Here is a 15132-nt window from a genome sequence, read left to right on the forward strand (position 1 = left end):
CGTCGGTCCTCGGAGTCGGGGGCAGTGTGAGCGTCTTCCAGGGTATCCGGCCACGCAAGGCAATCGTCCCCGCCCGCTGCATACAGTGGGCGGGGACACCCGGTTCGTCCCCCGGGACCGGGACGGCGCGGGGTCACCCCCGCAGCGTCTCCTCCAGCTTGCGCGCCAGGGAGGACGCCTCCTCGGCGGGCAGGGGCGCGCCCTCGGGGCCGGTCACGTAGAAGGCGTCCACGGCGTTGGCACCCAGCGTCGACACGTGCATGCTGCGCACCCGCACCTTCGCGTCGTCCAGCGCCCGCCCGATCCGGTGCAGCAGGCCGGGGGCGTCCTGTGCGCGCACCTCGATCACCGTGGCCAGCCGCGACGCGGCCGAGGCGACGGCCACCCGGGGCGGCGGTGCCACGACGCCGCGGCGGCGCGGATAGGCGGCGTCGCGCTCGGCGAGGCGGCCCGCGATGTCCAGGGAGCCGTCGAGGGCACGGACCAGGTCGGCGCGCAGGCGGGCGGCCTGGGGCAGTGAGCCGTACTCGGCGGCGACCCGCCAGTCCAGCAGCAGGACCGATCCCTCGACGCCGTCCGGCAGGTCCAGGGCACGCAGCTCGGCGGTGCGGACGGTCAGCCGGTGCATGGCGAGGACACCGGCCACGGCGGGCAGGACGCCCGGCCGCTCCGGGACGGCGATCAGCAGCTCCACGCCCAGCGGCTCCGGATCGCCGGAGGGCTGTTCCTCCGTGGGCGCCTCGGTCTGTGCGCGCAGGGACAGCACCGGGCTGCCCGTCGCGATCGCCTCGATCGCGAGCCGCTCCTGCTCGGCGGTGGGCGCGGCGGCCTCGGGTTCGTCGAGGACGTCCCCGGCTAGGACGGCGGCGACCCGCTTGACCAGGTCGGCGACGAGCGAGCCGCGCCAGGACGACCAGGCGGCCGGGCCGGTGGCCAGCGCGTCCGCCTCGGTCAGGGCGTGCAGCAGCTCCAGCGTGCCCTGCGAGCCGACCGCGTCGGCGACCGAGCGGACCGTGGCGGGGTCCTCCAGGTCGCGGCGGGTGGCCGTCTCGACGAGCAGCAGGTGGTGGCGTACGAGCGTGGCGAGCACGGCCACCTCGTCGCGGTCGAAGCCGATGCGGGCGGCCACGTCCTTGGCGATGATCTCCCCGGCCACCGAGTGGTCGCCGGGCCAGCCCTTGCCGATGTCGTGCAGCAGGGCCGCGACCAGGAGGAGGTCGGGGCGGTGGACACGGCGGGTGAACTCGGAGGCGCGTACGGCCGTCTCGATGAGATGCCGGTCGACGGTCCAGATGTGCACGGCGTTGCGCTGCGGGCGGCAGCGCACCCGCTCCCAGTCCGGAAGGAGCCGCGTGATCAGGCCCTCTGCCTCCAGCGCCTCCCAGACGTCGATGGTGGGGTGGCCGGAGCCGAGCAGGGTGACCAGCTGTTGGCGCGCCTCGGCGGGCCAGGGCGTGGGCAGCGGGCGCACGGTCGCCGACAGGCGGCGTACGGCGTGCAGGGAGAGCGGGAGGCCGGCCTGCGCGGCGGCCGCCGCGGCACGGAGCGGCAGCACGGGGTCGCGCTCGGGGCGCGCGGCACGGGCGAGCACCACCTCGCCGTCCTGTTCCACCACGCCTTCGGCCAGCGGAGAGCGCTCGACGACGGGCTTCCCGCCGCCGAGCATGGCGCGCAGTCGTGGCCGCACGGCGCGCGACCTGAGCACGCGCCCCACCTCGCGCCAGGTGACGTCACTTGCGTACGAGATGACCCGCGCCGCCTCGTACACCTGCCGCAGCAGCGTGTCGGCGTCCAGCAGGCCGAGCTCGGCGGCGACCTGGTCCTGCTCCTGGAGCGCGAGCCGGTCGGTCGCCCGCCCCGTCGTCAGGTGCAGCGCGTCGCGCACGTCGAGCAGCCGGCGCCGGGCGTCGTCGAGGCCCTCGCGCGGGGCGTCGGCCAGCCAGGAGGCGGCGACGGCGCGCAGGGTGGTGGCGTCCCGCAGCCCGCCGCGGGCCTCCTTCAGGTCCGGCTCCAGCAGGTACTGCAGCTCGCCCTGGCGCTCGGCGCGCTCGGCGCACAGCTCCTGGAGTTCGGGGAGACGTTTCGGCGCCTGGTTGCGCCAGTCGGCGAGGACGGCCGTCCGAAGACCGGCCGTCAGGCCCAGGTCACCGGCGATGTGGCGGGCGTCCAGGAGACCGAGCTGGACTTTCAGATCCTCCCCGGCCGTCTTGCGGGCCTCCCCCGGGGTGCGCACCGAGTGGTCGAGGGAGAGGCCGAGGTCCCAGACGGGGTACCAGATGCGGTCGGCCAGGGCGGCCACCGCGCCGGAGTCGCTGCCGTCGTGGAGGAGGAGCAGGTCCAGGTCGCTGCGTGGGGAGAGTTCACCGCGGCCGTAGCCGCCGACGGCGACCAGGGAGGCCCCGCGCAGTCCGTCGGCGCCCGCGTTGAAGAGCCCCGACAGCCAGTCGTCCGTCAGCGCGGACAGGGCCGTACGGCGCGGCGGCCCGGACTGCGCCCCCTCAGTGAGGAGACGCAGCCGGGCCGCCGCGTAGCCGCTGGGTCCCGAGTCCTCTGCTTCCTTGCGCACGTCCGTACTCGACACCCAGCGACTCCTGTCCTTCTTCTTCTGTTAGAGCGCGTCCGGGCCGCGCTCGCCGGTCCGGACCCGTACGGCCGTCTCGACCGGAAGGGACCAGACCTTGCCGTCACCGATCTTGCCGGTTCGGGCCGCCTTGACGATGACGTCGATCAGCTGCTCGGAGTCGTCGTCCTCGGCCAGTACCTCGATACGGATCTTGGGGACCAGGTCGACCGTGTACTCGGCGCCCCGGTAGACCTCGGTGTGTCCCCGCTGACGACCGTAGCCGCTCGCCTCGGTGACCGTCAGACCGTGGACCCCGAAGGCCTGGAGGGCTTCCTTGATCTCGTCGAGCCGGTGGGGCTTCACGACGGCGGTGATGAGCTTCATGCGTCCACCTTCTTCGTCTCCGGGGCGGCCAGAGCGGAGCTGCCGAGACCACCGCCGGCGCCGCTGAAGTCGTATGCGGTCTCGGCGTGCTCGGCCTGGTCGATGCCCGCGACCTCTTCGTCCTCGGTGACCCGCATACCGATGGTCTTGTCGATGAGGAAGGCGAGGACCGCGGAGGCGACCAGGGAGTAGCCGAGGACCGCGCCGACACCGGCGAACTGCTTCCACAGCTGGGTGAAGGAGTGGTCACCGTAGAAGACGCCGGTCGCGGTGGACTGGCCCTTGCCGGTGGCGAAGAAGCCGATGAGCAGGGAGCCGAGGATACCGCCGACCATGTGGACGCCGACGACGTCGAGGGAGTCGTCGATGTTGAACTTGTACTTCAGGCCGACGGCCGCGGCGCAGCCGACACCGGCGATGACGCCGACGGCGATCGCGCCCAGCGGGCTGACCGCACCACCGGACGGGGTGATCGCGACCAGACCGGCGACGGCACCGGAGGCGGCGCCCAGCGTGGTGAACGCGCCGTGGCGGATCTTCTCGTAGGCGAGCCAGGCCAGCATGGCGGCGGCGGTGGCGACCTGGGTGTTGACGAACATCAGCGCGCCGACGCCGTCGTCGTTGCCGAGCCACGAACCGGCGTTGAAGCCGAACCAGCCGAACCACAGCAGACCGGCACCGAGCATGACCAGCGGAAGGCTGTGCGGACGCATGGGGTCACGCTTGAAGCCGACGCGCTTGCCGATGACCAGGATGACGCCGAGGGCGCCGGCACCGGCGTTGATGTGGACCGCGGTACCACCGGCGAAGTCGATCACACCGAGCTTGAAGGCCCAGCCGTCGGCGCCCCACACCCAGTGGGCGACCGGGACGTAGACGACCGTCAGCCACAGGGCGACGAAGAGCGACCAGGCGGAGAACTTGACGCGGTCCGCGATGGCACCGCTTATCAGGGCCGGCGTGATGACCGCGAACATCATCTGGAAGACCATGAAGACGAAGATCGGGATGGTGTAGCCGTCCCAGAGTTCCGTCAGTCCGACGTTGCTCATGCCCAGCCAGTCGGAGTTAAAGCCGATGAAGCCGTTACTCGAACCGAAGGCGAGCGAGAAGCCGTAGAGAATCCACAGGATGGTGACGATCCCGATGCTGATGAAGCTCATCATCAGCATGTTCAGGGTGCTCTTGACGCGGACCATGCCTCCGTAGAAGAAGGCGAGTCCCGGTGTCATGAGCAGCACCAGGGCGGAACAGATGAGCATGAAGCCTGTGTTTGCGGAGGACAGCTTGGGTGCCTCCGCGGCAAGCGTGATGGCGGCTGGTGCCATCGGCGTCTCCTCGTCATTGGTACGGCCCCGTGCGGGCGAAGCCTTAAGCGGGCATGAGGGGTGGGCCGGTTATGCGCCATGAGATTGGCGCAGCGCGGTTTCGTTGGAAGCCCCTCGTTGTTTCGCCGCCGTGACGAAGGCGCCTTCTGTGTTACGCCTCGATGAACTGCCGGATGTCGGCCGAGTCGATCGTTATCGTGGCGCAACCTTCGTCGAAGGTCGAGAACCGGCCGCGGGGCGGCCTTCCGATGACCTGGCATGGGGGAGCCGAGTCGGGCAGTTCGGGAGGGCCGGCCCGCGGCCGGAGTTCAAGGGTTGTGCTGCGGTCTCAGACCGCTTCGGCGGTCTCGGGCAGCTCCACTGCGAGCTTCTCGGTGAGGTCGACGACCTCGGCCAGATCGCCGAAGTCGCGTACGGCCGTGTCGACCGTCTTTCGGATTCGAGTGTTCACGCGCTCGGAGCGGACCTTCTTGGCGATGTGCATGGCCTGCTCGGCCAGCACCGTGCTCCGCTCGGGCTCCCGCTGCAGCAGGTGCACCGTGGCCATACCGATCAGGTTCAGTGCGTACGAACGCTGGTGCTCGTCATCCCGGGCGAACAGCTCGACGGCGCGCTGCATCACGGGCTCCGCCAGGGACGCGTACGTGGGGCTGCGGCCCGCGACGTACGCGAGGTCGCGGAAGGAGTGGGAGTTCTCGCCGTGCAGTTCGGCCTCGGAGAAGAAGCGGATCCAGTCGGGGTCCGGGTCGTCCCACTCGTCCACGTCGGCGAAGGTGTCCTCGGCCATCCGGACCGCCCGCTTGCACTTGCCGGGCTGCCCCATGTTGGCGTAGGCGCGGGCCTCCATCGCATACAGCATCGACTGGGTGCGGGGGCTCGCGCAGTCCCGGCTGCCGTACTGCGCGAGGTGGATCAGCTCAAGCGCGTCGTCGGGCCGCCCGAGGTGGATCATCTGGCGGCTCATGCTGGAGAGGACATACGAGCCGAGCGGCTTGTCGGCGGCTTCCTTGGCGGCGTGCAGGGCGAGGACGAAGTACTTCTGCGCGGTGGGCTGCAGCCCCACGTCGTACGACATCCAGCCCGCGAGCTCGGCCAGCTCGGCGGCGACCTTGAACAGCTTCCTGGTGGTGGCCTCTGGCTGGGGCTCCTGGAGGAGGTCCGTCACCTCGTGCAGCTGGCCGACGACCGCCTTGCGGCGCAGGCCGCCGCCGCACTGGGCGTCCCACTGCCGGAACATCACCGTCGTGGACTCCAGGAGGTCCAGCTCGGGCTTGGAGAGCCGGCCGACGCGACGGGACGCGGCCGAGGGCTCGGGCTCCGACTGCGGGCCCTGGGGCGAGGGCACCAGCCAGCGCTGCATGGGCTCGATGAGGGACGGACCCGCGGACAGGACCAGCGAGGTCCCGAGGAAGCCGCGCCGCGCCAGCATCAGGTCGCTGCGCGAGAACTCGCTGAGCAGGGCCACCGTCTGCGGGCCCGTCCAGGGCAGGTCGACGCCGGAGACCGACGGTGACTGGCGGGCGGCGCGCAGTCCGAGGTCCTCGACGGAGACCACGCAGCCGAAGCGCTCGGAGAACAGCTCGGACAGGATCCTGGGGATCGGTTCGCGGGGATTCTCGCCGTCCAGCCAGCGGCGCACCCGCGAGGTGTCCGTGGAGATGTGATTGGCCCCCAACTGACGTGCCCTGCGGTTGACTTGGCGGGCGAGCTCGCCCTTCGACCAGCCGCTGCGCACGAACCAGGAGGCGAGCAGCTCATTGGGGCGCTTGTCCGTGCTGGTCGCGGTCGTCCCGCTTCCGCCGTTGCCGCTCACTGGAACGCCCCCATCCCTGAGACCACTTGTCGCTGAGTGCGCCAAGCCCTATCAGAATGCCGGTAAATACAGCCGCCCGTCCGGCGGTTGTCATCCTTCGAACGGAAAGCCGAGTTGCCTCCGGCATACCCACGAGTGCATGTGCCCCCAGGACCCGTGCACTCAAAGTAATCCTACGATCACCCGTCCAGCCATGGCGATCCCGGAAACGCCACCATTCGCCACCCCTTCGAATGAACTCACGGTCGCCTGCACACGATTCACTTGACATAGACCGACCGGGAGTAGGCGGAGCGTTGCACTCAGGGGCGCGCATCGCCGAGTTCACCACCCGGGGCACCTCGAGCGCCGCCTGGACCGTGCGGGGCCGGTGAGTCCGGAACACAGGGTCACGATCCGCATCCGCGTCGTAACCACCGACGCGTCGGACCCGTTGGAGGGGGCATGGGCTTCACGATCGGCGGCATCCGGGAGATCCGCTCCGGCTCGCGTCGGCGCGGCCGCTCCTCGGAGTGCACGGCCGTCGCCGAGTTCACCGGGCTCTGGGGCTGGGACGTGGTACCGGGAGCGCGGGCCGCGGCAGGCGCCTGCTCCTGCGGCCGGGCGGACTGCAGTGCACCAGGGGCGCACCCCCTGGAGTTCGCGCCCCACGTGCCGGCCGGTGCCACGCTCGACGAAGTGACCAAGACCTGGGGCGAGTTCCCCGGGGCGTCGGTCATGCTCGCGGTCGGCCGGGCGTTCGACGTCATCGAGGTGGCCGAGCCCGCCGGCCGCCGCGCCCTGGTCCGCCTGGAGCGCATGGGCCTCCCCCTCGGTCCGGTCACCGCGACCCCGGAGGGCCGCGCCCAGTTCTTCGTCGCCCCCGGCGCCGCCACCGATCTCCCCGGCCTCCTCTACCGCATGGGCTGGGACGACCCGACCTCCCTCGACCTCCGCGGGCTCGGCCCCGGCACCCACATCACGGCCCCGCCCTCCGACCGGGGCGGCCTGGGCCCGGTGCGCTGGCTGCGGCCGCCGGCCCTGGACTCGGCCACGAAACCGCCGGCGGCACGCCTGCTGCTGGGGACGCTGGCGTACGTGGCGCATCGGTCGCGGGCGTAGCCCTGCCGGGCGGCAACAGCGAAGGGTCCCATCGCATCTGCACCATGCGGCGGGACCCTTCTCGCATGTTCACAACCCTCGCACCGCCACCATCAATCGAGGAACGGCGACGGCGAGCAACCAGGTCCGCGAGAGCGGCGCCAGTTGAGGCGTAAAAGGAGTGTCACTCTCCGATGAGGGCGTCAACGAACGCCTCCGGCTCGAACGGCGCCAGGTCGTCCGCGCCCTCGCCGAGACCCACCAGCTTGACCGGCACACCCAGCTCGCGCTGCACCGCGATCACGATGCCGCCCTTCGCCGTACCGTCCAGCTTGGTGAGCACGATGCCGGTGATGTCGACGACCTCGGCGAACACGCGCGCCTGCACCAGGCCGTTCTGCCCGGTCGTGGCGTCGAGGACGAGCAGGATCTCGTCCAGCGGGGCGTGCTTCTCGACGACGCGCTTGACCTTGCCGAGCTCGTCCATGAGCCCGGTCTTGGTGTGCAGGCGCCCGGCGGTGTCGATGAGGACGACGTCGGAGCCCATCTCCTTGCCCTCCTTCACCGCGTCGAAGGCTACGGAGGCGGGGTCGCCGCCCTCCGGCCCGCGCACGGTGTGGGCACCGACCCGCTCGCCCCAGGTCTGGAGCTGGTCCGCGGCGGCGGCCCGGAAGGTGTCGGCGGCGCCGAGCACGACGCTGCGACCGTCGGCGACCAGGACGCGGGCGAGTTTGCCGGTAGTGGTGGTCTTGCCGGTGCCGTTGACGCCGACGACCATCACGATGCCGGGCTTGCTGGCCTCGGGCTCGGTCTTCACCGTGCGGTCGAAGTCGGTGCCCAGCAGCTTGAGGAGCTCCTCGCGCAGCAGGCCGCGCAGCTCCTCGGGGGTACGGGTGCCGAGGACCTTCACGCGCTCGCGCAGTCCCTCGACCAGTTCCTGGGTGGGGGCCACACCGACGTCGGCGGTGAGCAGGGTGTCCTCGATCTCCTCCCAGGTGTCCTCGTCGAGGTGCTCGCGCGACAGGAGCGTGAGCAGCCCCTTGCCGAGCGCGTTCTGGGAGCGGGAGAGGCGGGAGCGGAGGCGGACGAGACGTCCGGCCGCCGGCTCGGGGACCTCGATCTCGGGGACTTCGAGGGCAGGCGGTTCCTCGACGGCGACCGGGGTCGAGCCGTCCGGAAGATCCACCTCCTCTATCGTCCGGCGCGGTTCGTCGCGGGGCGTCTCGGCCTCGTCGCCGACGTGCGGCTCGGCCGGAGGGGCGGTGATGTCGGGTGCGGCGGGGGGCGGCGGGGGCAGCGACTTCTTGCGCCGGCTGCCGACGACGAGACCGCCGAGCACACCGAGCACGACCACGGCGATGACTACAGCAAGGATGACGGTTTCCATAACCCGTCCAGTATCAGCCATGGCCTCGGCCGAGCCCAGCTTGTGCCTTCCTCCAAGGGTGTACGGCCCGATCGTGTCGTACGGCGGGTGCGCGGCTATGGATGTCTGACGGTCCGTCAGCTACCGTCCCCCTTCGCATCCACCACGTGAAGGGGGACCCCCATGCCCGTCACGGTCGTCCGTTTCAACCTCGTCGAACCCGGCGCCACCCCGGCCTCGCTCAGCGCCCGCTACCAGGCCGCCCTCGAGATGGCCGCGTACGCCGACGACCGCGGGATCACCACCGTCCAGACCGAGGAGCACCACGGCGTCGAGAACAACTGGCTTCCGTCGCCGTTCGCCTTCGCGGGCGCGGTGTTCGGGGCGACCCGGCGCATCGCGGTCACCGTCTCGGCGGTCATCGGCCCGCTGCACGACCCGCTGCGGCTGGCCGAGGACATCGCCGTACTGGATCTGCTCAGCGGCGGCCGGCTGGTGACCGTCGCCGGGATCGGGTACCGGCCCGAGGAGTACGCCCAGTTCGACGTGGACTGGAAGCGGCGCGGAAAGCTCCAGGACGAGCTGCTGGAGACCGTGCTGAAAGCCTGGACCGGCGAGGAGTTCGAGTACCGGGGCCGCACGGTGCGGGTCACCCCGCGGCCGTTCTCCGACCCGCATCCCCTGCTCCTGGTCGGCGGCTCCTCGAAGGCCGCCGCCCGCCGCGCGGCCCGCCTCGGCCTCCCCTTCTTCCCCAGCGCCCACCTGCCGGAGCTGGAGGCGTACTACAAGGAGAAGCTCACGGAGTACGGCACCGAGGGCTGGACCATGATGCCGACCGCCGAGACCCCGCTGCTGCATCTCGCCGAGGATCCCGACCGGGTCTGGGCCGAGCACGGCGAACACTTCCTGCACGAGGCGCGGACGTACGCCTCCTGGCAGTCCGGCGACATCACGTCGGCGGTGCGGTCGGCGGCCACGAGCGTGGCGGAGCTGCGCGCCGAGGGCGTCTACCGGATCCTCACCCCGGACGAGTGCGTGGCCCAGGGCCTCGACAACCTCGTACTGCATCCGCTGGCCGGCGGGATGCCGGTGGACGAGGGATGGCGCAGTCTGCAGCTGCTGTGCGAAGACGTACTGCCCCGGCTCGGTGCGTGAGCCGGGGCAGTACGTCCTACGGGTGTCGAGGAGGCGGGCAGCGGGGACTTGGCCCGTCTCCTCGAGTTCGGAGGCCTCGTGACGAGGCTCAGCCCATCTCCTCCAGCGCCTTGCCCTTCGTCTCCTTCACGAACTTCAGGACGAACGGGACGGAGAGCGCCGCGAAGACCGTGTAGATCACGTAGGTCGTGGAGAGGTTCCACTCGGAAAGCGACGGGAAGCTCGCGGTGATGGCCCAGTTGGCGATCCACTGCGCGGAGGCGGCCACGCCCAGGGCCGCGGCGCGGATCCGGTTCGGGAACATCTCGCCGAGCATGACCCAGACGACCACACCCCAGGACAGGGCGAAGAAGAGGACGAAGACGTGCGCGGCGACCAGCGCGGTCCAGCCCTGCGCGGCCGGCAGCTTGCCGTCGACCAGGTCGTAGGAGAAGGCCCAGGCCTCCAGCGCGAGGCCGACGACCATGCCGATCGAGCCGATCAGGGCCAGCGGCTTACGGCCGACGCGGTCCACGAAGATCATGGCGATCACGGTGCCGACGATGTTGATGATCGACGTGGTGAACGAGTAGAGGAACGAGTCCGTCGGGTCGACGCCGACCGACTGCCACAGCGTCGAGGAGTAGTAGAACGCGACGTTGATGCCGACGAACTGCTGGAAGACCGAGAGGCCGATACCGACCCAGACGATCGGCTTGAAGAAGAAGCCGCCGCCGAGCAGGTCCTTGAAAGTGGACTTGTGCTCGCTGTTCATCGCGTGCTCGATCTCGGTGACCCGGGCGTCGAGGTCGATGTGCTCGCCCTCGACCTCGGCGAGGATCTCGCGGGCGCGCTCACGCTTGCCGACCGAGACGAGGAAGCGGGGGGACTCGGGGATGGCGAAGGAGAGCAGGCCGTAGAGGACGGCCGGGATCACCATGACGCCGAGCATGACCTGCCAGGCCTCCAGGCCCATCAGGTGACCGCGCTGGTCGCCGCCGGCGGCGTTCAGCAGACCCCAGTTGACCAGCTGCGAGATCGCGATGCCGATGACGATCGCGGCCTGCTGGAAGGAACCGAGACGGCCGCGGTACGCCGGCGGTGCGACCTCGGCGATGTAGGCCGGGCCGATGACCGAGGCCATGCCGATGGCGAAGCCGCCGACGATGCGCCAGAAGGAGAGGTCCCACAGCGCGAAGGGCAGCGCGGAACCGACGGCGCTGATGGTGAACAGCACGGCGGAGATCTGCATGCACCGGATGCGCCCGATGCGGTCGGCTATCCGGCCGGCGGTCGCGGCACCGATGGCACAGCCGATCAGGGCGATGGCGATGACCTGGGCCAGGGCCGCCGAGCCGATGTCGTAGCGGCCGCGGATCGCCTCGACGGCGCCGTTGATCACGGAGCTGTCGTAGCCGAAGAGGAAACCGCCCATCGCGGCCGCCGCCGCGATGAAGATGACGTGCCCGAGATGATCGGGATGAGCCTTCCCGGCTCCTGACTTGTGTGCCTGCGCGGTGCTGGTCACGTTCGAACTCCTCGGGCCACCGGCGTCGCTGCCGGAGTGGGGGTGAGCCCTGTCAGATCCGAGCGGGCGTACAGGTACACGCCGCTCACACCTGAAGGTAAAAGCAACGTTTCCGAGACTATGCCTTCATGTTTCGAAGTCAATAGCCCGTTGACTGTGAGCTTTTAGATAGAGGACCTTCGATTGTGTTCAGTTCTTGAAGTCAGGGTTAGCGAAGCCGCTGGGAGATGACCTTCGACACACCGTCGCCCTGCATGGAGACGCCGTACAGCGCGTCGGCGACCTCCATGGTCCGCTTCTGGTGCGTGATCACGATCAGCTGCGAGGCCTCCTGCAGCTCCTGCATGATGCGGATCAGCCGCTGCAGGTTGGTGTCGTCGAGGGCGGCCTCGACCTCGTCCATGACGTAGAACGGGCTCGGCCGGGCCTTGAAGATCGACACCAGCATGGCGACTGCGGTGAGGGAGCGCTCACCACCCGAGAGCAGCGACAGCCGCTTGACCTTCTTGCCCGGCGGACGTGCCTCGACATCGACGCCCGTGGTGAGCATGTTGTCGGGATCCGTCAGGATCAGGCGCCCCTCACCCCCGGGGAACAGCCGGCTGAAGACACCCTCGAACTGCCTGGCCGTGTCCCGGAAGGCCTCGGTGAAGACCTGCTCGACGCGCTCGTCGACCTCTTTCACCACCTGGAGCAGGTCGGCGCGGGTCTTCTTCAGGTCTTCCAGCTGCTCGCTGAGGAACTTGTGGCGCTCCTCCAGCGCGGCGAACTCCTCCAGCGCGAGCGGATTGACCTTGCCGAGCTGCTGGTACGCCCGCTCGGCGGCCTTGAGCCGCTTCTCCTGTTCGGCACGGTGGAAGGTCTTCGGCTGGTTGCGCGGGTGCTCCGGATCCTCCGGCAGCTCCTCGCCCTCGGCCGGGGGCGAGGGCGGCACCGGCTGGTGCGGGCCGTACTCGGCCACCAGCCCCGCCGGCTCCACGCCGAGCTCCTCCAGCGCCTTGGTCTCCAGCTGCTCGATCCGCATCCGCTTCTCGGCGCCGAGCACCTCACCGCGGTGGACGAAGTCGGTCAGCTTGTCGAGCTCGCCCTTGAGGTCGCGGCCCTCGCCCCGGGCCGCGGTCAGCTCCTGCTCGCGCCGCGCCTTGGCCGCGTCGGCCGCGGTGCGCTCCTCGTCGGCCCGCGCCAGGGAGACCTCGACGTGCGCGAGCAACTGCCGGGCGCCGGAGGCGACGGCCTCCGCCACGGACGCCTCGTGCCGCAGCCGGGCCCGGCGCTGCTCGGCACGCGCGCGTGCCTCGCGTTCCGCGCGGGCGGCCCGGTCCAGCGAATCGGCCCGCCCGGCAAGCCCCTTGACCCGCTCCTCGTGCGTACGGACCTGGAGCCGGGCCTCCATCTCGGTCTGGCGGGCGTTGGCTCCGTCGGCGGCGAGACGATCCCGTACCGACGCGTCAGGCTCTTCCTCGACCGGCATCTCCTCGGCGACGGCGAGCCGTTCGGCGAGTTCCTCGGCCTCCTCGAGGGCCCGGTCGAGCGCGTCCTGCGCCCGCGCGGCAGCGGCGACCGACCGCTCGGCCTCCCCTGCCGCTCCTCGCGCCTGCCCCGCAAGCCGCCCCAACTGCTGTGCCACGGCGGACTTCTCCCGGTCGGCGGCCCGGCGCCGCTCCCCCAACTCCTCGACGAGCCCGGCACACTCCTTGTGCCGCTCACCGGCCGCGTGCTGCGCCGCGGTCAACTCCTCGCAGCGCACGGCCAGTTCTTCCAGCTCGGCGGCGGCCTCGTCGACGGAGGCCTGCACTTCGAGCAGACTGGGCGCCCCGGCGGAACCGCCGTGCGCGAAATGCGCCCCGAGCACGTCGCCTTCGGCGGTGACGGCGGTGAGGTCCGGGCGGCTGTAGACGAGGTCCTCGGCGTCTTCGAGCGTGCCGACGAGGACGATCCCGCGCAGCAGGCGCCGTACGGCGGGCATGAGGTCGGAGGGGGCACGGACCAGGTCGGCGGCGAAAGGGTGCGGTGCGGGCCGTGGGTCGTCTGCGGGTGCGTCGTGGCCGGTCGCGCCGTTCCCCGCGCCCCTTTGGGACGGTGCCGGTTCGTCCGGCGCTCCCGCCAGCAGCAAAGCCGCCCGGCCCGCGTCCTGCTTGCGCAGCAGCCGGATGGCGTCGGCCGCGGCGGACGGTGAGGTGACCGCGAGCGCGTCCGCCGCCGCTCCGAAGGCCGCCGCCAGCGCGACCTCGTAGCCCGGAGTCACCGTCAGCAGCTCGGCCGCCGGGCCCAACAGCCCGGTGAGACGGTCCTTCGCGCCGAGCAGCGCGCCCGTGCCGTCCTTGCGGCGCAGTCCCAGCGCCAGCGCCTCGTGCCGGGCCTGGGTCGCGGCCCGCTTGCGTTCCGCCGCGGTGGTCGCCTCCCGGGCTGCCGTCAGGGCGGCCTCGGCGTCGGCCAGCTGCCGCCTCGCCGCCTCGTGCTGCTCGCCGAGTTCCGCGTCGCCGGCGTCGAGGCCGTCGACCTCGGCCTTGAGTGCCTCGTACTCCTCCTGGGCGGCGACGGCCCGCTCCTGGGCCTCGTCGCGGGAGGCAGCCAGGCGGTCGATCTCGGCCTGGGCGGAGGCGGCGCGCGAACGCGCCGCGTTGACCTGGCCGTTCAGCCGGGCGAGGCCCTCGCGGCGGTCGGCGATGGCACGGGCCACGTCCTTCAGGCGCCGTTCTTCCTGCGCGAGTTCACGCTCCAGCTCGGCGCGGTGCGCGACCGTGTCCTCCAGCGCGTGCTCGGCCGCCTCCAGGGCCGCTTCGAGCTCGGCCTCCTGCTCCCGGATGCGGGCGGCCTCGCGCTCCATGTCCTCGGGGTCGCGGCCGCGCCGCTCCTCGGGCGGCGCCGAAGTCGCGCTCTTCACGCGCGCGTCGGCCAGCGAGATCGTGCCGCGCACCCGCTCGGCCAGCTGCGAGAGCTCGTACCAGGTCTGCTGGGCGCGCTGCAGCCGCGGAGTGAGCTGCCGTACCTCGTCCTCCAGGAGCGCCTCGCGCTGCAGGGCCTTCTTCAGCTCCTGCTCGGCGCTCTCCTTGCGCTCCTTGAGTGCCGCCTCGTCCGCGATCTCGGCCTTCAGCGCCTCCCGCATCCGGACGAGGTCGTCGGCCATCAGTCTCAGGCGGGCATCCCGCAGATCCGCCTGGATCACGGCCGCCCGCCGGGCCACCGCCGCCTGCCGGCCCAATGGCTTGAGCTGTCGGCGCAGTTCGTCCGTCAGGTCCTGCACGCGCGCGAGGTTGGCCTGCATCGCGTCGAGCTTCCTGAGCGCCTTCTCCTTGCGCTTACGGTGCTTGAGGACACCCGCGGCCTCCTCGATGAAGGCGCGGCGGCCCATCGGGTCGGCGTGCAGGACGGAGTCGAGCTGGCCCTGGCCGACGATGACGTGCATCTCGCGGCCGATACCGGAGTCGGACAGGAGTTCCTGGATGTCGAGGAGACGGCAGGTGTCACCGTTGATCTGGTACTCGCTGCCGCCGTTGCGGAACATGATCCGCGTGATGGTGACCTCGGCGTACTCGATGGGCAGGGCCCCGTCGGAGTTGTCGATGGTCAGCGAAACCTCGGCACGGCCAAGTGGCGGACGCCCGGTGGTGCCGGCGAAGATGACGTCCTCCATCTTGCCGCCGCGCAGCGACTTGGCACCCTGCTCGCCCATGACCCAGCTCAGGGCGTCCACGACATTGGACTTGCCCGAGCCGTTCGGGCCGACGACACACGTGATCCCCGGCTCGAACCGGAGCGTGGTCGCCGAGGCGAACGACTTGAACCCACGGAGGGTCAGGGCCTTGAGGTGCACGCCGCCGGACTCTACCTTCCGCGGATGTCTCACTCCATGAACCCGCGGTTTCACCCATGAACGTGCAGGGCACACCAGACGTTAAAGAGGGTGAAAGAATGCGCGGGGGAAAGAAAGAAGGG

General features: G+C 70.9%; 9 protein-coding genes. 2 read left to right on the forward strand and 7 right to left on the reverse strand.

The window, feature by feature from the left end; all coding sequences use genetic code 11:
• Positions 1 to 133: 133 nt before the first annotated feature.
• The 4 genes from OG303_RS16255 to OG303_RS16270 all read right to left on the reverse strand — a co-directional run bounded on the left by OG303_RS16255 (position 134) and on the right by OG303_RS16270 (position 6088).
• Entirely contained in the window at positions 134 to 2581 is a 2448-nt protein-coding gene (locus OG303_RS16255) for a [protein-PII] uridylyltransferase (protein WP_405869105.1), read from the reverse strand.
• A 27-nt stretch (positions 2582 to 2608) separates the two neighbouring features.
• Entirely contained in the window at positions 2609 to 2947 is a 339-nt protein-coding gene (locus OG303_RS16260; RefSeq protein ID WP_043680493.1) for a P-II family nitrogen regulator, read from the reverse strand.
• Positions 2944 to 4275, reverse strand: coding sequence for an ammonium transporter (locus OG303_RS16265; protein WP_405869106.1), 1332 nt, complete (start codon positions 4273 to 4275; stop codon positions 2944 to 2946). The genes OG303_RS16260 and OG303_RS16265 overlap by 4 nt, the downstream gene beginning before the upstream one ends.
• 328 nt (positions 4276 to 4603) lie before the next feature.
• Positions 4604 to 6088 (reverse strand): hypothetical protein, encoded by a 1485-nt coding sequence (locus tag OG303_RS16270; RefSeq protein ID WP_405869107.1) that lies wholly within the window; start codon positions 6086 to 6088, stop codon positions 4604 to 4606.
• Between the two features lie 444 nt (positions 6089 to 6532).
• On the opposite strand from OG303_RS16270, the gene OG303_RS16275 reads away from it, so the two are divergent.
• Positions 6533 to 7189: a bifunctional DNA primase/polymerase gene (locus tag OG303_RS16275; protein WP_405869108.1), complete on the forward strand. Its 657-nt coding sequence runs from the start codon at positions 6533 to 6535 to the stop codon at positions 7187 to 7189.
• Between the two features lie 163 nt (positions 7190 to 7352).
• Here the strand turns inward: OG303_RS16275 and ftsY are convergent, their stop codons facing one another.
• Positions 7353 to 8555, reverse strand: coding sequence for a signal recognition particle-docking protein FtsY (gene ftsY / locus OG303_RS16280; RefSeq protein WP_405869109.1), 1203 nt, complete (start codon positions 8553 to 8555; stop codon positions 7353 to 7355).
• Positions 8556 to 8717: 162 nt separating this feature from the next.
• Between ftsY and OG303_RS16285 the strand changes: the two genes are divergently transcribed.
• Positions 8718 to 9689, forward strand: a complete 972-nt coding sequence (locus tag OG303_RS16285) for an LLM class flavin-dependent oxidoreductase (RefSeq protein ID WP_405869110.1) — start codon at positions 8718 to 8720, stop codon at positions 9687 to 9689.
• An 88-nt stretch (positions 9690 to 9777) separates the two neighbouring features.
• On the opposite strand, the gene OG303_RS16290 is transcribed toward OG303_RS16285, so the two are convergent.
• Both OG303_RS16290 and smc read right to left on the reverse strand, forming a co-directional pair.
• The gene (locus OG303_RS16290; protein ID WP_405869111.1) at positions 9778 to 11196 is read right to left on the reverse strand and encodes a sugar porter family MFS transporter; all 1419 of its coding nucleotides are present in this window, start codon (positions 11194 to 11196) and stop codon (positions 9778 to 9780) included.
• 208 nt (positions 11197 to 11404) lie between these two features.
• A complete protein-coding gene (smc, locus tag OG303_RS16295; protein ID WP_405869112.1) occupies positions 11405 to 15010 on the reverse strand; it encodes a chromosome segregation protein SMC in 3606 nt (1201 codons plus the stop codon).
• Positions 15011 to 15132 lie beyond the last annotated feature (122 nt).

The sequence above is a fragment of the Streptomyces sp. NBC_00005 genome (assembly GCF_045160215.1).
Taxonomy (GTDB): domain Bacteria; phylum Actinomycetota; class Actinomycetes; order Streptomycetales; family Streptomycetaceae; genus Streptomyces.